Source organism: Achromobacter sp. ES-001 (assembly GCF_019448355.1).
GTDB classification, from domain to species: domain Bacteria; phylum Pseudomonadota; class Gammaproteobacteria; order Burkholderiales; family Burkholderiaceae_B; genus Achromobacter; species Achromobacter spanius_B.
The window spans coordinates 6,513,877-6,532,663 of sequence record NZ_CP079940.1 but is presented as its reverse complement, the minus strand read 5'-3'; the positions used below and the strand labels follow the sequence as shown (position 1 = coordinate 6,532,663).

General features: G+C 59.1%; 16 protein-coding genes. 11 read left to right on the top strand and 5 right to left on the bottom strand.

The annotated features are described in order from the left end of the window. Positions 1-2: 2 nt before the first annotated feature. From KYT87_RS29620 to KYT87_RS29610, 3 genes are read right to left on the bottom strand one after another with little or no spacing between them, the layout of a single operon-like run. Entirely contained in the window at positions 3-932 is a 930-nt protein-coding gene (locus KYT87_RS29620; RefSeq protein WP_046806078.1) for an ABC transporter permease, read from the bottom strand. Next, entirely contained in the window at positions 929-1,903 is a 975-nt protein-coding gene (locus tag KYT87_RS29615) for an ABC transporter permease (RefSeq protein WP_046806077.1), read from the bottom strand. Before KYT87_RS29615 ends, KYT87_RS29620 begins: the two co-directional genes overlap by 4 nt. A gap of 22 nt (positions 1,904-1,925) precedes the next feature. Beyond that, on the bottom strand, positions 1,926-3,512 hold the full coding sequence (locus KYT87_RS29610) for an ABC transporter substrate-binding protein (RefSeq protein ID WP_219991466.1): 1,587 nt from the start codon (positions 3,510-3,512) through the stop codon (positions 1,926-1,928). A 115-nt stretch (positions 3,513-3,627) separates the two neighbouring features. Here KYT87_RS29610 and mnmE point away from each other — a divergent pair, with 115 nt between their 5' ends. From mnmE to KYT87_RS29585, 6 genes are all read left to right on the top strand, one after another. Continuing rightward, positions 3,628-4,980, top strand: coding sequence for a tRNA uridine-5-carboxymethylaminomethyl(34) synthesis GTPase MnmE (gene mnmE, locus KYT87_RS29605; protein WP_219991465.1), 1,353 nt, complete (start codon positions 3,628-3,630; stop codon positions 4,978-4,980). Positions 4,981-5,162: 182 nt separating this feature from the next. Further along, the gene (locus KYT87_RS29600; RefSeq protein ID WP_219991464.1) at positions 5,163-6,383 is read left to right on the top strand and encodes a tyrosine-type recombinase/integrase; all 1,221 of its coding nucleotides are present in this window, start codon (positions 5,163-5,165) and stop codon (positions 6,381-6,383) included. Beyond that, positions 6,380-7,399: an ABC-three component system protein gene (locus KYT87_RS29595; RefSeq protein WP_219991463.1), complete on the top strand. Its 1,020-nt coding sequence runs from the start codon at positions 6,380-6,382 to the stop codon at positions 7,397-7,399. The genes KYT87_RS29600 and KYT87_RS29595 overlap by 4 nt, the downstream gene beginning before the upstream one ends. Beyond that, positions 7,344-7,592: an ABC-three component system middle component 6 gene (locus KYT87_RS30110; protein WP_370638741.1), complete on the top strand. Its 249-nt coding sequence runs from the start codon at positions 7,344-7,346 to the stop codon at positions 7,590-7,592. The genes KYT87_RS29595 and KYT87_RS30110 overlap by 56 nt, the downstream gene beginning before the upstream one ends. Further along, positions 7,583-9,298, top strand: a complete 1,716-nt coding sequence (locus tag KYT87_RS29590) for a DUF2326 domain-containing protein (protein WP_219991462.1) — start codon at positions 7,583-7,585, stop codon at positions 9,296-9,298. The genes KYT87_RS30110 and KYT87_RS29590 overlap by 10 nt, the downstream gene beginning before the upstream one ends. Before the next feature lie 619 nt (positions 9,299-9,917). Beyond that, on the top strand, positions 9,918-10,178 hold the full coding sequence (locus KYT87_RS29585) for an AlpA family transcriptional regulator (RefSeq protein ID WP_255593748.1): 261 nt from the start codon (positions 9,918-9,920) through the stop codon (positions 10,176-10,178). A gap of 75 nt (positions 10,179-10,253) precedes the next feature. Here the strand turns inward: KYT87_RS29585 and KYT87_RS29580 are convergent, their stop codons facing one another. After that, complete coding sequence (locus KYT87_RS29580; protein ID WP_219991460.1) at positions 10,254-11,648, bottom strand: ClcB-like voltage-gated chloride channel protein; 1,395 nt, start codon at positions 11,646-11,648, stop codon at positions 10,254-10,256. Positions 11,649-12,137: 489 nt separating this feature from the next. Here KYT87_RS29580 and KYT87_RS29575 point away from each other — a divergent pair, with 489 nt between their 5' ends. The 5 genes from KYT87_RS29575 (at position 12,138) to KYT87_RS29555 (ending at position 17,497) form a co-directional block, all read left to right on the top strand. After that, positions 12,138-12,815, top strand: coding sequence for a response regulator (locus KYT87_RS29575; protein ID WP_046806072.1), 678 nt, complete (start codon positions 12,138-12,140; stop codon positions 12,813-12,815). Beyond that, positions 12,805-14,301, top strand: coding sequence for a sensor histidine kinase (locus KYT87_RS29570; protein ID WP_370638740.1), 1,497 nt, complete (start codon positions 12,805-12,807; stop codon positions 14,299-14,301). The genes KYT87_RS29575 and KYT87_RS29570 overlap by 11 nt, the downstream gene beginning before the upstream one ends. A 151-nt stretch (positions 14,302-14,452) precedes the next feature. Further along, positions 14,453-15,418, top strand: a complete 966-nt coding sequence (locus tag KYT87_RS29565; RefSeq protein ID WP_255594219.1) for a tripartite tricarboxylate transporter substrate binding protein — start codon at positions 14,453-14,455, stop codon at positions 15,416-15,418. 118 nt (positions 15,419-15,536) lie between these two features. Next, the gene (locus tag KYT87_RS29560; RefSeq protein ID WP_104142420.1) at positions 15,537-15,974 is read left to right on the top strand and encodes a tripartite tricarboxylate transporter TctB family protein; all 438 of its coding nucleotides are present in this window, start codon (positions 15,537-15,539) and stop codon (positions 15,972-15,974) included. Then, positions 15,971-17,497, top strand: coding sequence for a tripartite tricarboxylate transporter permease (locus KYT87_RS29555; RefSeq protein WP_219991458.1), 1,527 nt, complete (start codon positions 15,971-15,973; stop codon positions 17,495-17,497). Before KYT87_RS29560 ends, KYT87_RS29555 begins: the two co-directional genes overlap by 4 nt. A gap of 107 nt (positions 17,498-17,604) precedes the next feature. Here KYT87_RS29555 and KYT87_RS29550 read toward each other — a convergent pair whose 3' ends face one another. Further along, complete coding sequence (locus tag KYT87_RS29550) at positions 17,605-18,771, bottom strand: pyridoxal phosphate-dependent aminotransferase (RefSeq protein WP_046806068.1); 1,167 nt, start codon at positions 18,769-18,771, stop codon at positions 17,605-17,607. Positions 18,772-18,787 lie beyond the last annotated feature (16 nt).

The following is an 18,787-nucleotide window of genomic DNA, read 5'->3' as shown; positions in this document are numbered from 1 at the left end:
CCTTAATTTGCGTGACGCGGGTTAAGCACGTCGCGCAGGTGGTCGCCCACCAGGTTGATGGCGATGATGGCCAGCGCCAGCGCGATGCCGGGAAAAAACGATATCCAGTACTGGCCGGACAACAGGTATTCAAAGCCGTTATAGATCAGCATGCCCAACGACGGCTCGGTCACCGGCACGCCAACGCCCAGGAACGACAACGTGGCTTCCAGCGCGATGGCGTGCGCCAGGTCGATGGTGGCGATGACGATCAGGGGAGGCATGCAGTTGGGCAGCACATGGCGAAACAGCACGCGGCCCCACGACAAGGACATGCAGCGCGCCGCTTCCACATATTCCTTGCCGCGTTCCACCAGCGCCGCGCCGCGCGCGGCGCGCGCGAAGTACGCCCACTGCACAACAATCAGCGCAATGATCACCTTATCCACACCCTTGCCCAGAATCGCCAACAGCATCAGCGCAACGAGGATGGCGGGGAAGGACAACTGGATATCCACAATCCGCATGAGCAACGCATCGATGCGGCCGCCAAAATAGGCGGCGATCAGGCCCACCGTGGCACCGATGCCAAACGCTGCCAGCACCGAGATCGTAGCCACCATCAAGCTTGTGCGCATGCCGTACAGGATGGCCGACAGCAAGTCTCGCGCTTGGCCATCCGTGCCCAGCCAGTGATGCATGGACCCGTCACTGCTTTCGCTGCCGGGCTTGAGCTTGGAATCCATGATGTCCAGCGATGCCAGGTCGTACGGGTTCTGCGGCGCGATCCACGGCGCCAACACCGCCGCGCCGACGATGACCAGCAGCATCACCAGGCCCAGCGTGGCAAGCTTGCTGGCGAAAAAATCAGAGACGAAGCGGCGCCAGGGCGTTTGTTCTTTTTTGGCAGCGATGGGCACGGCGGGGCTGGCGGGGCTGACGGGACTATTCATCGGCGGCTATCCAAGCGTACGCGGGGGTCCAGCACCGTGTAGATGATGTCCACCACCAGGTTCAACATGACCAGAAAGAACACGATCAAGAGCAGGTAGGCCACGACCACGGGGCGGTCCAGGTTGATGATGGAATCGATCAGCAGCTTGCCCATGCCGGGCCACGAAAAGACCGTTTCGGTGACCACGGCAAACGCCATCACCTGGCCAAATTCCAGGCCCGCGACGGTCACGACGGGGATCAGGATGTTCTTTAACAGATGCACGCCCAGCACGCGTTTTTCCGACAGGCCCTTGGCGCGCGCGAACTTGATGTAGTCCATCGGCAGCGCTTCGCGCGTGGCGGCCCGCGTCACCCGGATGATCATGGCGCACTTGGCGATGGCGATCGTTGCGGCGGGCAGCGCCAGGCTCATCCACCCGCTTAAGGTCAACACGCTGAGCTGCAACGAGCCGATGCTGACGGTCTTGCCGCGCCCACCCGCAGGCACCCACCCCAGCATCACGGCGAACACCATGATGAGCATCAGGCCGACCCAGAAGTTGGGCAAGGAAAAGCCCAGCACCGACCCCGTCATGATGGCGCGCGAGCCGGGCGCTTGCGGCTTCAAGCCCGCCAGGATGCCCAGCGGCACGCCGATCAGCACGGACAGCAGCATGGCCACACAGGCCAATTCCACGGTGGCCGGCATGCGCTCAAGGATGAGGTGCATGGCGGGCTCGCCCGTCAGGAAGCTGTTGCCGAAATCGCCGCGCACCGCCTGGCCCATGAAGATCAGATATTGCCGCCACAGCGGCAGATCCAAACCCAGCGATGCGCTGATGGCGGCGCGCTGCGCCTCGGTGGCTTCCGGGCTGGCCAGCATCGAGACCGGGTCGCCCACCATGTAGATGCCCGCAAAGACCAACGCCGACATGACCAGCATGACGACGATGGTTTGCAGCAGTCTTCTTACGATTGTTGCCAGCACTGGAGACCGCCCGCGTTGCGCGTTACTTCTTCAGGGTTGCGAACTGCGCAAGCGTGACCTGGTCGGGGCGGCCTTGGTAGCGGATGTCGCCCTTCATCGCCCATACCGACAGTTCAAAGTGCACCGGCAGCATGGCGTAATCGTCCATGGCCATGTTGCTGGCCTTGGACAGCAACTCGGCGCGCTTGGCATCATCCATGGTGGAAGACGCTTCCTTGACCAGTTCGTCCATCTTGGGATTGGAATAGCGGCTGCGGTTGGTCGTGCCCAGACCCGCTTCCGGGTTGCGCGTGACCAGCAAGGACGTCAGCGCGTTGGACATTTCACCGCTGGTCACGGACCACCCTGCCAGATACGCCGAGAACTGATAGCTGTCGCGATTCTTGAAGAACACCGGCGGCGCCATCGCGTCCACGCTGGTCTTCACGCCGATGCGCGTCCACATCGATGCGATGGCTTGCGCCACCTTCGAATCGTTGACGTAGCGGCCCGACGGCGACCCCAGCGTGATCGAAAAGCCGTTGGGATAACCGGCTTCCTTAAGCAGGGCCTTGGCCTTTTCCACATCGGCCTTGGGTGCCTTCGAATGCTCTTTGCTGGAGCCGAACATGGGGTAGGGCAGCAGGTTGCCGGCGGGCAGCGCCACGCCCCCCATCACGCGTTCCACCAGGGCATCGCGATTGATGGCCAGCGACAGCGCTTCACGCACGCGCTTGTCCTTCATGGGGTTCTTATCGGTGCCCTGGATGCCGGGTGACGGCTCGGCGTACTGGTCCAGCGCCACGTACACGACGCGCACCGACGGCGTCTCTTCCACAAAGAGCTTTTTGTCCGCCTTGAGCTTGGGCAGATCGTCGGTGGGGGGGTCCTCGATCATGTCGACGTCGCCGGCAAGCAATGCGGCCACGCGCGCGGCGGCATTGCTGATCGGGCGATACACCACACGGTCCCACTCGGGCTTCTTGCCCCAGTAATTCTCATTGCGCGCCAGCACGAATTCAGCGCCGCGTTTCCATGACACGAACTTGTACGGGCCCGTACCCACCAGCCCATCGCCGCTATTCAATTCGGTGGTGGTCTTGCCTTCAGCCGCCGGGCCCGACGCGGCCTTTTTCGACATGATGGGCAACTGCGCAAGGTTCACCAGCAGGTTGGGCGCGACTTCCTTCGTGGTGATGCGCACGGTCATGGGGTCCACCACTTCCGTTTTCGCAACCGACCCCAGGTACAGCGTGAACGGCGAGGGACTGTTGGGCACCTTGGGCACGCGGTCGTAGGTGAACGCGACGTCGTCCGCGGTGAACGGCGTGCCGTCCGAAAACTTGACGTTGGGACGCAGCTTGAACGTCCATACCTTGCCGTCAACCGTCCACGATTCGGCCAAGGCGGCCTTCGGTTTCAACTGGGCGTCGGTAGCAACCAGGGTGTCGAAAATGGTTTGGGAGATTTGCGTGTTGGGCGTCAACGCGTGGTACTGCGGATCCATCGATGAGGGCTCGGTCTTCAAAGCGATCACCAGATCGCGAGCCATAGCGGAACTAAATGTGCCAAAGGCCAACATCACCGCGGCCGAGCCGCAGGCCAAGACACGCGAAAACCGAGATGCCATCGTGATCTCCCAGAGTTGTTTCGGGTTTTGAACCTCGGGGCCACATTAACCAGCAAACAAGGAGCCGCGCAACAGTTATATTCCCCTATTGTTCTCGCTTCCCCGCCTCTCAGATATGTCCGCTTACGCCCCTATTGCCGCCATTGCCACCGCCCCCGGAAGAGGTGGCATCGGCGTCGTGCGCGTTTCTGGTGCGGACCTGTCCGAATTGGTGCGGCGCATTTTCCAACGCGAACTCACGCCGCGCCATGCGCACTATCTGCCGTTCAAATCCATCGACGGCGAACTGCTGGACGAAGGCATCGCCCTCTACTTTCGCGCACCGCATTCCTATACCGGTGAAGACGTGCTGGAACTGCAAGGCCACGGTGGCCCCGCCGTGTTGCGGCGCGTGCTGGAAAGCTGCCTGGCGGCCGGGCGCGACCTGGGCGTGCGCCTGGCCGAACCCGGTGAATTCACGCGTCGCGCCTTTCTGAACGACCGCATGGATCTGGCGCAGGCCGAAGCCGTGGCGGACTTGATCGATGCGTCCTCCGTGGCGGCGGCGCGAGGCGCCATGGCGTCGTTGTCCGGCGACTTTTCATCGCGCGTGAACGACCTGTCCGACCGCATCATTCACCTGCGCATGCTGGTCGAGGCGACGCTGGATTTCCCTGAAGAAGAAATCGACTTCCTTGAAAAGTATCAGGCGCGTCCCACCTTGGACGCGCTGACGGCGGACCTGTCCAAACTGATCGCGCAAGCCCGCCAGGGCGTCATCCTGCGCGAGGGCCTGCATGTGGTGCTGGCCGGCCAACCCAACGTCGGTAAATCCAGCCTGCTCAACGCGCTGGCAGGCGACGACATCGCCATCGTCACCCCCATTGCGGGCACGACACGCGACAAAGTGGTGCAGGAAATCCATATCGACGGCGTGCCATTGCACATTGTGGACACGGCCGGATTGCGCGAAACCGAGGACACGGTTGAGAGCATCGGCATCGCGCGCACCTGGCAGGAAATCGAACGGGCTGACGTTATTTTGCATCTGCAGGATGCAACGCAGCCGGGCGATGAACTGGACGCGCAGATCACCGCGCGCCTGCCGCCCCGTACGCCGGTGTTGAAGGTGTTCAACAAGGTGGACCTGTTATCCACAGCGTTCACGCCGGGCGCGGGCGAACTGGGTATCTCAGCCAAGCGCGGGGCCGGCCTGGACGCGCTGCGCGCCGAACTCTTGAACATCGCAGGCTGGAACCCCGGCGCCGAATCGCCCTGGCTGGCGCGCGAACGTCACCTGCACGCCTTGCAACAAGCGGCTGAACATTTGGAATTGGCCGGCGAACACGCGGGCCAGGACGACCGGGTGCTGGACCTGTTTGCGGAAGAGCTGCGGCTGGCGCATGAAAGCCTGACCAGCATCACCGGAAAATTCACCAGCGATGATTTGCTGGGCGAGATTTTCTCCAGCTTTTGCATCGGAAAATAATAGTAGTTCCTCGGACGTCCAATACCGTCCATCGAATCGGCCTACAACCCGCATAAATACTGAATTTATCGTCTACATACGTCCAGTACTGTCCTGACAAATCCAGCCTTTTTTGAGTGCACATATGAGTACACATTGGCCGCTATACTCGCCTTTCTTCCAATGTGTACTCAAAAGCTGGCATGGCTCTTACAGAAGCAGGCACCAAGGCGCTCAAGCCGCGTGACGCACGCTACAGTGTGACCGACGAACGGGGCTTGGTCGTTGAAGTCTTCCCCACCGGCGGGAAGCTATGGCATTACCGGTATCGGCTGAATGGGAAACAGCACAAGGTCAACCTTGGCCGCTATCCGGATATGTCGCTCAAGCTGGCGCGCACGCAACGGGACTTCGCCGCGATGCAGGTCAGCCTAGGCAAGTCTCCGGCGGAGGAAAAGAAGAAGAGCAGGGCGGCACTATCGGAGTCCACGTCGGTGCGCGACTTCAGTGATAGATACATGCGAGACATTGTTGCCCGCGACCGCAAGGACATTACGCTTCCGAAACGGTATGTGGATAAGTCCATTCTGCCCGCCATCGGCAACAAGGCGGTGAGCGAGGTTACGGTTGACGATGTGCGCGCCATCATCTGGGAAAAGAAGGATCACGGCAGGGATGCCGCAGCCGGCGCTATTCGTGGCGTGCTGAAGCGCTTGTTTGACTATGCGATGACATGTGGATTGGTTTCGGCGAATCCAGTCCTGGCACTGCCTTTGAGGCATGTACACAGGTCACAGAGCCGCAATAGAGCGTTGAATCCCTTAGAGATACGGCAATTTCTGACCGCAGCCATGCAGTCGAATATCCGTCGTCAGTTCAAATTGGCGTTGCATCTACTACTGCTAACGTTGGTGAGAAAGTCGGAACTTTTTCACGCAGAGTGGAAGGATGTGAATTTCGAGCTTGCAGAGTGGCACATACCCATCGAAAACTCGAAAACCCGCAAACCACATGTTATTTTTCTTTCTATAGAAGCCATCGAGTGCTTCGGAGAATTGCAGCGCCTTGCCGGCAATAGCCATCTTGTTTTGCCTGGCCGAGGAAGCATTGCGCGACCCTTCGCAGATAACGCAATCAACACTGCTCTAAAGGTGGCTCTCCAGGGCCAAGACATTCCTGCTTTCACAATCCACGACTTGAGACGGACGGCCTCCACTCTACTTCACGAGGCCGAATGGCCCTCCGACGTCATCGAAAAAACTCTTAATCATTCTATACACGGCGTAAGAGGTGTTTACAATCGAGCAGAATACGCACAGCAGCGCAGGCGGATGTTGCAACGGTGGTCGTCGTTTATCGAGCACCTGATGGGAACTGATGCCATCTCTACCAGCGTGCTGGCTCCGTCACAGGAAAGCAAATGAATGTCGAAGAGAAGACCCTTGCGCGAATTCAGTTCAGGAGCCGCGTCGCCTACGCGATGGGGATGGAATTCCAGAGCATATTCACTCGAATCATGTCCTATGCTCGGTCCGACTTTTCCCCGGTCAAGCCTCAAGGAAACCAAGGCGACTGGAAAAATGACGGCCACGAGCCTCGTTCAGGCCGGTACTATCAGGTCTATGCGCCTGAGGTTTTAGACGAAGCTGAGGCTGTAAAAAAAATCGTCGCAGATTTCGAAGGCCTGTATAGAAAGTGGGGGGACACGTCGATCTATCCTATCGGCATACGCGAGTTCTATTTCGTTATTAACGACGGCTACCGCGTTAATGAAGGCGCGTATCCCACGACCTATAGCCGGCTAGAAGAAATCCGTCGCAATTACTCCCTCGATACATGTAGGCCTTTCTTATGCAAAGACCTAGAGGACATGTTGTTTTCACTGGCCGACGATCAAATTTGCAGCATCGTTGGCTTCACACCCGATCCTTCAAAGATCACGGTTCTACGCCTGGATTTGGTCTCCGAAGTCATCGGCCATATCCTGAGTCATACGACCCCTCGTACGCTCTCCTACAAGCTCGCAAGTCCAGATTTTGATGAGAAGATTCAATTCAACCATCTCACTGTGACCGGGCCCTGGCTGAGAGACGCCGACTACCGTCACGGAGCAGTCGAACAGTTCTTCAAATGCAATAGCGATTTCTCGAGGCAGGCGGTGCGCGATAAGCTTACGGCCATCTATGAAGACAGTAAGGGACTAGAACCCGTCCTCTCGTCCGATGGCGCCACTCGTCAAGACCATCAACTCTTTCATATCTTGAATCAGATCGCCCCATGTCAGCCTGATCTAAGTCCGTCTCAACATCGAGATTTACAGAACGCCGCCCTTGTCGTACTCGCCTATTTCTTTGAAGCATGCGACATTTTTGAAGAGCCAACCAATGCTGCTACCGGACAAACATGTGAAGTTTTCGGAGTCACTGATCGGCTTAGGTAGTCATATCCTAGAACTATTGGATCGACCCAAAACCATCGATGAACTGTGGACAGTATTCGAAAGTTCTTGCACGCATGGCTCCTATCCGTCGAAGCACTCTTTTGAGAACTTTGTTTTGGCAATCGACACCCTGTTCGCCATCGGTGCAATCGAAGAAACAGAACGTTCCGGAACACTAAGAAGATGCGCCTAGTAAAGCTCTACGCCAACATGTCAAGCTTCAAACCAGTTATCTTCGATGCAACTGGTCTGACACTGATCGTCGGTTCAAAATCGCGGAAGGGCGGCACTTATAACGGCGTTGGAAAGTCCCTGATCATTGAACTTTTGCACTTCTGTCTTGGATCAAAGAAAAATCCAGAGTTCGAAAAAAAAATTCCCATGTGGGAGTTCAGTCTTGACTTCGAGATCAACGGCACAACGCACCATATAAGCCGCAATACGTCACGCCAAGAAATCGTATATTTAGACCACCAAGAAACAAAAATTGCGGCACTCAATCAATGGCTGGAGGAACGAGCTTTCTCCGTGCCCCCGGGAGTGCCTGGTCTAACGTTCAGAGGTTTGATCAACAAATTTCTACGGCGTGGTCAGAAGCACTATAACGACCCACGCGAGACGGAAGACTACACCGACTACGACATGCTTGTCCGCAACTGCTTTTTGCTGGGCGTCGATGTCGAGCTAGTCGCGATGAAGGCCGCACTGCGTAAGAAGGTCCTCGAACTAAAAACTCTGCGGAAGAACTTTAAAGATGATCCTCTCCTTCAAGACTTCTACTCTGGCGGAAAAGATCCGGACATTCAGCTAAATCATCTGAACAAACAAATCGCCTCACTCGAGAACGACAGAGATAGCTTCGTAGTGGCGGAAAATTACTACGAGCTGCAAAAAGAAGCTGACGAGCTTGCAAGTGGCATAGAGATGCAGAAAAATGGCGTCTTCCTCGCTCGGCACGCAGTGTCTAATATCGAGAGGAGTATGTTTGAGCAGCCCGACTTGCCTTTGCAGCGGGTAGTTGGCCTGTATGGCGAAATAGCTAAGGCGTTTAAACCGGAGTCCCTAAAACATCTCGAACAGGTCTCCGACTTTCACACGCGCCTTCTGAAGAATCGGGTGGCACGGCTCAGCAAAGATAAGCTGCGACTGTTGTCCGAGATCGAGAGTCTAGAAGGCGAGATAAAGACCGCGCAAATTCAACTAGATGACCGCTTGCGAATTCTTGGAAATACTGCGGCGCTCGACCAGTACACCGCAATTGTGTCTGAGCTAGCAAATCTCGTAGCCGATGCCCAAAAGCTCCACGACTACAAGGAGATTGAAGTCCAGTACAGCAATAGAGCGGCCGACCTTGACGGAAAGCTAAGTACGGAAGTCAAAAAAACCAATGTCTACTTGGAAGAAACCAAATCCGAGCGAGACAAGAATTTTTCCGTCTTTGAAGACTACGTAGCACGTTTCTATCCGAACACTCCTGCCGGTATAACTCTACACAACAACGAGGGCGACAATCAGAAGCGCTTTGATCTTCAGGTAAGAGTCGAGAACGATAGCTCTGACGGCATCAATGAAGCCCGAATTTTTTGCTATGACTTAACCCTTCTCACCTTGCAAGAGGGTCACCGGGTTAGTTTTGTTTTCCATGACAGCCGCCTCTACGCGAACATGGACGTGCGACAACGGGCAGTACTGTTCAAGCTTGCGGACGAAGTATCCCGTGCAAAGGGATTGCAATACATCGCGACTCTGAATCCGGACTCGATATCGGGCATGGAGGATGAGCTAACACCAGAAGAACGGAAAGCCCTTTTCCAGAACAATACCGTTCTCACATTGAAAGACGACTCCCCCGCAAGCAAGCTTCTCGGCATTCAAGTAGATCTTCGATATGAGAACTGAGTTCTCACAAACGCTGTAGAACTCGAATTGGGCATCTAATCGTGGGCCAGGATTCTGGCTCACGCTGCCCCACTAGGCATCACAAAACTGCGTACCTCCTGCGTCGTTTTGCGTCACCTGAAGCACCCCACAGTCCCTCGAAGAGCATTATCCAGAGGGCCGCCCGGTTACTTCCCTCATTGCGTCATATTTCCGCCCTTTAGCCAGCGCGCAGGCGGGAGGGGGAAGTGCGCGCGCAGGGGCATCACCTTGTTGACGGCCATCCGCACGCAGCGGCTCCCAAAAGGTCAACAACGCCCCGACTAGCAAACGTGAAATCGCTGCGCACCGTTGTCGGGTCCTCCAGGGGCGTCGGCTGCCTAGCGCGCAAACGCTTCGCGCTGGGTACTTCATGCGCATCATGCGGCTTCCTTTTGAATTGGGCGGTTCGCCCGGGCGATGCATTCGTCGCCGCGAATCCACATTGCGCCGCGATTTCGCCAGCTCGTCTTGTACAAGGCGCTTCTACAACCGCCCGTCATTGTCGGCCCATCGAGGCCTTTGCATCATGGATTCATGTCCAGCGTTGTCTACGCATATCCGCAATTACTTGCTTGGACAGAGACCAATGAGAACCACCATGACGCAATCAGTACCGCATGCAGCACCTGTCGCACCGCGCCACCATTCCCCCGGACTTGCCGCGCAAGATCGCTTCCTCCGTATGCACCAGGTCTGCGAAATGTGTGGCCTGTCCCGATCAGCGATTTACGGTCGCATCAAGCTTGGCCGTTTCCCGGCTCAAGTACAGCTAGGCTCCAAAAGCGTAGCGTGGTTGGCTTCCGATATCAGCAACTGGATGCAGGCCCGCATCGCAGCCCGCAAATCGAAGTCTGACTGAATAACATGAGCCTTTGCTCATGTTATTTATTCAGCTTTCCTTTCAATACCTCTTGCTAAATTTCACCTTTCGGCGTCACCTCTCGACGTCAGTTTTCGCCGCCACTTTCCACACCGCACGCTGCGCGCGCTCGTTGTTCGCCAGTGATTTCGCATACACCGATTCCGGGCGTATCCGATGTGCAATGACGTATCCCGTAATGCAGGCCAACATCAGCGGCAGCATCACTTCATAGCTCAGCGTCATCTCAAAAATCATCAGCGTCGACATCAGCGGCGCGTACGTGGTGGCGGCCAGCAACGCCCCCATGCCGACAACGGCATAGCTGGAAATTGCCGACACATCACCCGCCGGCAACAGCGCTTGCAACCCGCTCGCATACAGCGCACCCAAGGCCGCTCCCACAAACAGCGTCGGCGTGAACACGCCGCCGACCGCGCCCGACCCCACGCTGGCGCCCGTGGCCACTATCTTCATCAGCAAGATGGCCGCCACGGCCTGCCAGGCCCATTGCGTATGCAGCATGCTGTTGACCACGCTGTAACCATTGCCCCAGACCTGGGGGTTGACGACCGATAAGGCACCGACCACCAGTCCGCCCAATGCCATCCGGAGCCAGAGCGGGAAGGGCAGCCGCGAAAACGTGGCGCGCGACAGATCCAGAAATCGCAGGAATTGAGGCGCGACCAGGCCAGCGGCCACGCCCAGACCCAGGTAATTGATCACTTCCCACCCCGACACAAATTCAAAATGCGGCATATGGAAGACGGCGTCGTAGTGCAGGATCTGGCGCGTGACGATGTTGGCCACCACCGACGACACCACAAGCGGCACCAGCGTGGCGGACGAAATTACGCCAAAGACGATCTCGGATATGAACAAGGCGCCCGCAATGGGCGCGTTATAGGCGGACGTGATGCCTGCCGTGGCGCCACAGGCGACCAATAGCCGCAGATGGCGGGGCGGCAGCTGCAGGAATCGGCCGGTCAGCGATGAAAACATGGCGGCCAGCTGGACCATCGGGCCTTCGCGCCCGATCGACGCCCCGGAGCCGATTGAAAAAATGGACGACAGGCTGCGCGCGAGTGTCTGGCGCAGGCCAATGACGCCGCGGCCAATGGAAATGGCTTCCATATAGTCGGCTGCGCCCCGCTTTGGCAGCCACCGGGCAGCCATTTGCAGGACGAGACCGGCGACGGCGCCCCCCGCAGCGGGCAGCAGGAACCGTTGCCAGGGGTCCAGCCCCCGCGCCAGCGACACCATGCCGCGCGGAACCTCTTCGCCGCCCAGCAACATTTGTGTCCAGCCCAGCAGTTCGCGAAACACCACGGTTGCCAGGGCGCCGAACAGCCCCATCAGCGCCGCCGCGCACAAGGTGGCGGGCAGATTGTCGGCCACCAAGCGGGCCCTTAACCGGTAAACCAAGCCGTGTTTCGCCCTGGATTTCATGATGCTTTTTTCTATAGCCATCGCCGGATTTTACGGCGGAAGCTGCTCACTTTTTGTTCAGTCCCCTGTCAAGAAAGCGCCGGCGCGCCCCCTCGAATGCCCGGTCGCCCAAGTGCCTCAAAAGGCGATTGTGACCCCCTGCAAGGGCGAAAAACCCGGTAGGCAACGGCCGGTTTTTCGGGGTAAAAGTGCCGCTTTCCATCCTATTTCCCATGGCCGACCCTGTGGATAACTCCTAAGTAGCCAGGTTGTGCACATTGTGTGGAGGCAAGTTGAACAAGGTGGTGTTTTTGGGGGTGGCCGAAATGTTGTCCAACTTCAACTTTTTTCCCACACAGAGTTCTTGCACAGGCAAAAACCGCTGCAAGCTGATGAAAAGAATGAGGTTTTCAAGGTTAAGGTAGTTATCCACAGGCCTTATTAATCATTAGTCTTTATATAAAGAGAAATAAAGGAAAAGCCAAACATGCTTTCCCATTCCGCCCAGCCACTCCCCCCCGGACTCCGTCCATGCGCATCCTTCTGATAGAAGACGAAGCCGAACTTGCTCGCTGGCTTTCAAGAAGCCTGGCCCGACACGCGGGCTTTGTCGTTGAATGGGCTGACGACGGATTGGTCGCCGAAAGACGGTTGGCAATCGAAGAATTTGATGCGGTCGTCCTGGATCTGGGACTTCCCGGTATGGACGGCCATGCCTTGCTGGCAAAAATTCGCGCGCGAGACGATCGAACGCCGGTGTTGGTCTTGACCGCGCGCGATTCCTTGGCCGAAAAAATTGGAACGCTGCATCTGGGTGCAGACGATTTCCTGCCGAAACCGTTTGTTGTGGAAGAGTTGGAAGCGCGTTTGATCGCACTGATTCGGCGCAGCCGGGGACGCGAACACCCGCGTCTGTCTCTGGGAAACCTAGTTTTTGAGACTGCGGCTCAAAAATTCATGGTCTCGGGACAGACTTTGCAGTTATCCCCACGTGAACATGCCGTACTTCGGGTGTTGATCCAGAAAAGTGGCGAGCCGATCAACAAACAGCAAATTCTTGACCGCATCGTCACGGACGATGCGGACATCAACCTGGAAGCCATCGAAGTGCTGGTACACCGCCTGCGCAAGAAATTGGCGGATACCGGTGTGCAGATCGTGACCATGCGAGGCATGGGCTACTGCCTGGAGAACCTTGTTGACAACTAGAAATCCGAAAAAAACGGGTTTTTTCGCGGGAAAAAAACGTAATCGCACCCTGAAAACGCAGTTGCTCTGGTGGCTTATCCCCACGTTGGTCCTGGTGATGATGGGCGCGCTGTGGCTGTCGAACCATCAACTGCGCAACCAGGTCGACATTGCCTATGACCGATCGCTGGCTGGAGCGCTTCGCGCGATCGACCACAACATATCCACAGCCAGCGGTGGATTAGCCATGGAACAGCCTTACCTGATGCTTGAATTTTTTGAGCTGACGGCCAATGGCAGCGTTTTCTATCGCGTGGCAACCGAAGACGGGCTGGCCGAAATCGGGCATCCCGGCTTGCCGTTGCCCGAGCAGCCGCTGGAATCGGGCGAACCGCGTTTTTTTTACGCGACCTACCAGGGCGCTCCCGTGCGCGTCGCCGCCCTGGCCCGGCCGATGGATCCGCCCCTGTATGCAAACAAAGGGGGACGGGTAATCGTGCAGGTGGCCGAGGGGTTGGAAGGCCGCCAGGCGTTCATGCACCAGGTGCTGTTGCGCTCGGTGGAACGGGACCTGGCCGTGATTCTGATCAGCGTTCTGGTCATCATCCTGGGGGTTTTCATGGCGCTGCGCCCGTTGGTTCGACTAAGGCAGGAGGTAGAAGGGCGTTCTGGAGACGATTTAAGCCCCGTCAGCGCATCCGAGATGCCGGGTGAGGTCCTGCCCTTGGTTTCGGCTGTAAACCTCCACATGGCCCGTTTTGCGGCCCAGGCGAGGGTGCAGAGCCAGTTCCTTGACGACGCCTCGCACCAATTGCGCACGCCCTTGTCGGTTTTGCGTACCCAAACTGCCTATGCCCTGCGCGAAACAGACCCCCAGGAGGTCCGTACAGCCCTTCTGGCGATGCAGGAGGGCCTGGACAGGGCCGTGCGCACCACCAACCAAATGCTCGCCCTGGCGCGCGCTAAGGACGCTTCCGTGGCCGAAGGGGGGTTTACCGCAGAACCGGTGGATCTGGTCGAGCTGGCCGACGCCGTCATCCGAAGCCTGCTGCCCGCCGCGCGAGCGCGCCAGCTGGACATCGGCCTGGAAGCGGAAAGTCGGCCGGTATGCGTCAGCGGCGCGGAGTGGCTGCTGCGCGAGGCCATCACGAACCTGGTCGATAACGCCATCCGCTATGCGCGGCCGGCCGGCGAGGTCACCGTGACGGTGCACGTGGAGGGGGGCCAGGCGCGTCTGGCCGTCGAGGACGACGGCCCGGGGATGTCCTCGGACGACATCGCGCGGGCCTGCGTGCGCTTTCGCCGGGGTGCGGCAGGCAAGAACACGTCCGGGGCCGGCCTGGGCTTGGCCATTGTGGGCACCATTGCCGGAATACTGGGCGCCACCCTCGTGCTGGAAAACCGCACGCCCTTGCCGGGCTTGCGTGCGGCCCTGGTGTTTTCCCTGGCGCCCGCCCGCAACCGCGACCCCGATGCTGCGCCGCGTCACGAAATCGCGCGAAATTGAAAGGCTTTGGAAAGCTTCGATTTTGTACGGTAGGGTTCGCTGGGCCCATGCAGGCAAGGCATCGCCGGCCTGGCGGCATCAGCCATACCTAGACCTATAAAACCTGGAGAAGAGACAAATGCAGACCAGCCTGAAGCTGCGCCTGGCCGCCATGGCCGCACTTGGCGCGATGACCCTGTCCCTGGGCGCCGCCCACGCCGCCGACGAGCCGCGCCGCCCCGAATGCATCGCACCGGCCCAGCCGGGCGGCGGCTTTGACCTGACCTGCCGCCTGGCGACCGAGGGCTTGAAGCAAAGCGGCGCGATCAAGAACACGATGCGTATCGTCTACATGCCGGGCGGCATCGGCGCGGTGGCCTACAACAACATCGTGGCGCAGCACCCCAATGAACCCGGCACCATCGTCGCGTTCTCCGGGGGTTCGCTGCTGAACCTGGCGCAGGGCAAGTTTGGCAAGTACAACGTGGACGACGTGCGTTGGCTGGCGGCCATCGGCACCGACTACGGCGTGGCTGTGGTGCGCAACGATTCTCCGTATACGGACCTGAAAAGCCTGATGGACGCGTTCAAGCAGGATCCCACCAAGATCGTGCTGGGCGCCGGCGGCACGGTGGGCAGCCAGGACTGGATGAAGGCGGCGTTGACCGCCAAGGCGGCGGGCGTGGACTTCAAGAAGATGCGCTTCGTCGCATTCGAAGGCGGCGGCGAAGCGGTCACCGCGCTGCGTGGCGGGCATATCCAGGCGTACATGGGCGATGCGGCCGAAGCGTTCACCATGCTGGAAGGCGGCGCACCGATCCGCGTGCTGGCCGTGTTCAACGACCAGCGCCTGCCCGGCAAGTTGGGCACGGTGCCCACGGCCAAGGAACAGGGCTACGACATCGTCTGGCCCATCATCCGGGGCTTCTACGTGGGTCCGAAGGTGTCCGACAGCGACTATCAGTTCTGGGTCGACGCGTTCAACAAGGCGACTGCCTCGCCTGAGTTCGACAAGCTGCGCCAGCAACAGGGCCTGTTCCCCTTCAACAAGACCGGGCCCGACCTGGATGCCTACGTCAAGAGCCAGGTCAAGATCTATGGCGAACTGGCGGATTCGTTCGGCCTGATCAAGAAGTAAGCCGGCCGCAAGGCCTTCCCACCGATCGCGCCTTGCCGGCGCCCCCGCGCCGCCGAGTTTGTCGGTGGCGCGCGGGGGCGGCTGCGTCCGCGCGCTTATTCACAACGGAAAGTGGATCATGAACGATCGAATCCTGGGCATCGGCGCACTGGCGCTGGCAGCCTTCATGACATCAGCCGGATGGGGCATCGAAGCCCCATTCGCCTACGAACCTGTCGGCCCGCGCGCCTTTCCCCTGTTGGTGGCGGCCATGATCGGCCTGTGCGGCCTCTGGCTGGTCTACAAGGGTGGCCACCCCGTTGAATCAAACCCGCCGGGCGCCAACGGGCGCATCGCGCTGATGATGGCGTTTACGGTCGCCTACGCGTTCCTGTTCCAGTGGCTGGGATTCATCGTCGCGACCACCCTGATGACGATCTTCGTCGGCCGCCTGTTTGCCGGCAGCTGGATCAAATGCGCCATCGGCGGCATCGTCATGAGTCTTCTCTTTTTTGTGTTGTTCGACAAAGTGCTGGACGTCGTCCTGCCGGGCGGCTTGCTGGAGACCCTGCTATGAGCAGCATTCTTGATCATCTTTCGATCGGATTCGGCGTTGCGTTTTCGCTGACCAACATTTTGGTTGCCATGATCGGTTCGTTCATCGGCACCCTGGTGGGCGTGCTGCCCGGCCTGGGGCCCGTCAACGGCGTGGCGATGCTGATTCCCATCGCGTTCGCGATGAACCTGCCGCCGGAAACCGCGTTGATCCTCTTGGCCGCGGTGTACGTGGGTGCGGAGTATGGCGGCCGTATCACGGCAATTTTGCTGAACGTACCGGGCGAGGCAAGCGCCATCATGACGACGCTTGATGGTTACCCGCTGGCGCGACAAGGCATGGCCAACGTGGCGTTGTCGCTGTCGGCATGGTCGGCCTTTTTCGGCGCCATCGTGTCGGTGGTGGGCATCATCCTGCTGGCGCCGTTGTTGGCCAAATGGGCGTTGGCGTTCGGGCCGGCCGAGTACTTCGTGCTGATGATCTTCGCCTTCTGTTGCCTGACCAGCTTGCTGGGAAAACAGCCGGTCAAAGGCGTGCTGGCGGCGATGATCGGTCTGTCGATTTCGGTGGTCGGCGTGGATGCGAACTCGGGCGTATATCGCTACACGTTTGAATCGGTGCACTTGGCCGACGGTATTGATTTCGTGGTGGTGGTTATTGCGTTGTTCGCGGTCAGCGAGATGCTGGAAATGTTGGAAAAGGTGATGGCCGGGCATAGCGTCGAGGTCACGCCCAGCGGGCGCAAAATTTTCAATCTGAAAGAGCTGGCGTTTACGTGGTGGAGCGTGGTGCGCAGTGCACTGGTGGGCTTCGGCGTGGGGGTGCTGCCGGGGGCGGGCGCAAGCGTGGCCGCGGCGGTCGCGTATTCGCAAGAAAAACGCATCATCGAAGCCAAGGACCCCGATGCCAAGTTCGGCAAGGGCGACATGCGCGGCCTGGTCGCGCCGGAGGCGGCCGCCACCGCATCGGCGATCGGTTCTTTTGTGCCGATGCTGACGCTGGGCGTGCCCGGGTCGGGCACGACGGCGGTCATGATGGGGGCGCTGACGCTCTACAACATCACGCCGGGGCCGGTGCTGTTCGATACGAAGCCCGAACTCGTGTGGGGCCTGATCGCGTCGTTGTTCGTGGCAAACGTGCTGCTCTTCGTCATGAACGTGCCGCTGGTGCGCCTGTTCTCGAAGGTACTGTCGGTGCCGGGGTGGCTAATGGTGCCGGGCATTCTGTGCATCAGCTATATCGGCGTCTATGCCATCAACGCCGGCACGTTCGACCTGTTGCTGGTGGCGGGCATCGGCGCGCTGGGATACTTCCTGCGCAAGTTTGGCGTGCCGATGGCGCCGCTGGTGCTGGGCGTCGTGCTGGGCAACATGATGGAACAGAACCTGCGCCGTGCCTTGTCGATGACCGACGGCGATGTGCGAGTGTTGTTCGCCAGTCCAGTGTCGATGTCGATGTGGGCGGCGGCGGTTGCGGTCGTCGTAGTTCCGCAGATTCTTCGCCGCGTGCGGCGTGCGCGAAAAGCGGCGGAGAACGTGGCTTGACGTAGGCAACAGGGGCGCTTAAAAGCGCCCCTGTTGTTTGATTTATAAATATGAGTAATCACTCATATTCCGGTGCTGTGGGTATTTGTTTTTGGTTTGGCCTCTGGCTAGACTTGCGCCAATCGTTCCAAGGCGGCGTCCAAGGTCGCGTCTTTCTTTGCAAAGCAGAAACGGACGATATGGTGGTTGGATTCCGCCGCGTCGGGTTGGCGATAGAAAGCCGAAACGGGAATCACGGTCACGCCGTGGTTGACGGTCAGGTCGCGGGCGAAGTCGGCTTCGTTCTGCTTGGAAATCTGGCTGTAGTCCGCCAGCAAAAAGAACGTGCCCGGGCTGGGCAACGGCCGGAAACGCGTCTTGGCCAGGCCTTCTGACAAACGATCGCGCTTGGCTTGGTAGAACGCCGGCAGATCCAGATAAGGCTTGGGATCACGCATGAACTCGGCCAGCGCGAACTGCATCGGCGAGGGCACCGTGAACACCATGAATTGATGCACCTTGCGCAGTTCGGCGCTAAGTTGGCGCGGCGCGCAGCAGTAGCCGATTTTCCAGCCGGTGGTGTGATAAGTCTTGCCGAAAGAAGAAATCACGAATGCGTGTTCGGCCAGCAACGGACGACGCGCGACGCTGGCGTGCGGCTTGCCGTCAAACACGATGTGTTCGTAGACCTCGTCTGACACCAGCAAAACGCCGGTGTCCCGAACGATGGCTTCCAGCGCATCCAGGTCGCTGTCATCGAGCACGGCGCCCGTGGGGTTGTGCGGAAAGTTCAGCATCAACAGGCGCGTCTTGGACGTGATGGCGTCACGCACGCGCTGCCAATCAATGCGGTAGTAGGGGTCGGCTTCGGTGGGCGCGCGCAGCGGCACCGGTACCGCGGTGCCGCCGGCCAGACGGATCGCGGGCAGGTACGAGTCATAGCAGGGCTCGATGACCACCACTTCGTCGCCGCTGCCGACGGCGGCCAGCACGGTGGCCATCAGGGCTTCGGTGGCGCCGCTGGTCACCGTGATCTCGGTTTCCGGGTCGTAGGCGTGGCCATACAGGGCCTGGGTCTTTGCCGCGATGGCTTCGCGCAAGGGCGCCACGCCGGGCATGTACGGATACTGGTTATGCCCGTTCGCCATGGCCTGCGTGACCAGCGCGCACAGCGCTGGGTCGGGATCAAAGTCGGGAAAGCCCTGACCCAGGTTGATGGCCTTGTGCTCGATGGCCAGGCGGCTCATGACGGTGAAGATGGTGGTGCCAACGTCGGGAAGTTTGGATCGGATCATGGTGGATGCGAGGGAA

Excerpts from the sequence above, each read along its gene's own strand:
- KYT87_RS29585 (WP_255593748.1), top strand. The coding sequence starts at position 9,918 with ATGACGCAATCAGTACCGCATGCAGCACCTGTCGCACCGCGCCACCAT.
- KYT87_RS29565 (WP_255594219.1), top strand. The coding sequence starts at position 14,453 with ATGGCCGCACTTGGCGCGATGACCCTGTCCCTGGGCGCCGCCCACGCC.
- KYT87_RS29590 (WP_219991462.1), top strand. The coding sequence starts at position 7,583 with ATGCGCCTAGTAAAGCTCTACGCCAACATGTCAAGCTTCAAACCAGTT.
- KYT87_RS29550 (WP_046806068.1), bottom strand. The coding sequence starts at position 18,771 with ATGATCCGATCCAAACTTCCCGACGTTGGCACCACCATCTTCACCGTC.
- KYT87_RS29600 (WP_219991464.1), top strand. The coding sequence starts at position 5,163 with ATGGCTCTTACAGAAGCAGGCACCAAGGCGCTCAAGCCGCGTGACGCA.
- KYT87_RS29595 (WP_219991463.1), top strand. The coding sequence starts at position 6,380 with ATGAATGTCGAAGAGAAGACCCTTGCGCGAATTCAGTTCAGGAGCCGC.
- KYT87_RS29580 (WP_219991460.1), bottom strand. The coding sequence starts at position 11,648 with ATGGCTATAGAAAAAAGCATCATGAAATCCAGGGCGAAACACGGCTTG.
- KYT87_RS29575 (WP_046806072.1), top strand. The coding sequence starts at position 12,138 with ATGCGCATCCTTCTGATAGAAGACGAAGCCGAACTTGCTCGCTGGCTT.
- KYT87_RS29620 (WP_046806078.1), bottom strand. The coding sequence starts at position 932 with ATGAATAGTCCCGTCAGCCCCGCCAGCCCCGCCGTGCCCATCGCTGCC.
- mnmE (WP_219991465.1), top strand. The coding sequence starts at position 3,628 with ATGTCCGCTTACGCCCCTATTGCCGCCATTGCCACCGCCCCCGGAAGA.
- KYT87_RS29610 (WP_219991466.1), bottom strand. The coding sequence starts at position 3,512 with ATGGCATCTCGGTTTTCGCGTGTCTTGGCCTGCGGCTCGGCCGCGGTG.
- KYT87_RS29555 (WP_219991458.1), top strand. The coding sequence starts at position 15,971 with ATGAGCAGCATTCTTGATCATCTTTCGATCGGATTCGGCGTTGCGTTT.
- KYT87_RS29560 (WP_104142420.1), top strand. The coding sequence starts at position 15,537 with ATGAACGATCGAATCCTGGGCATCGGCGCACTGGCGCTGGCAGCCTTC.
- KYT87_RS30110 (WP_370638741.1), top strand. The coding sequence starts at position 7,344 with ATGCTGCTACCGGACAAACATGTGAAGTTTTCGGAGTCACTGATCGGC.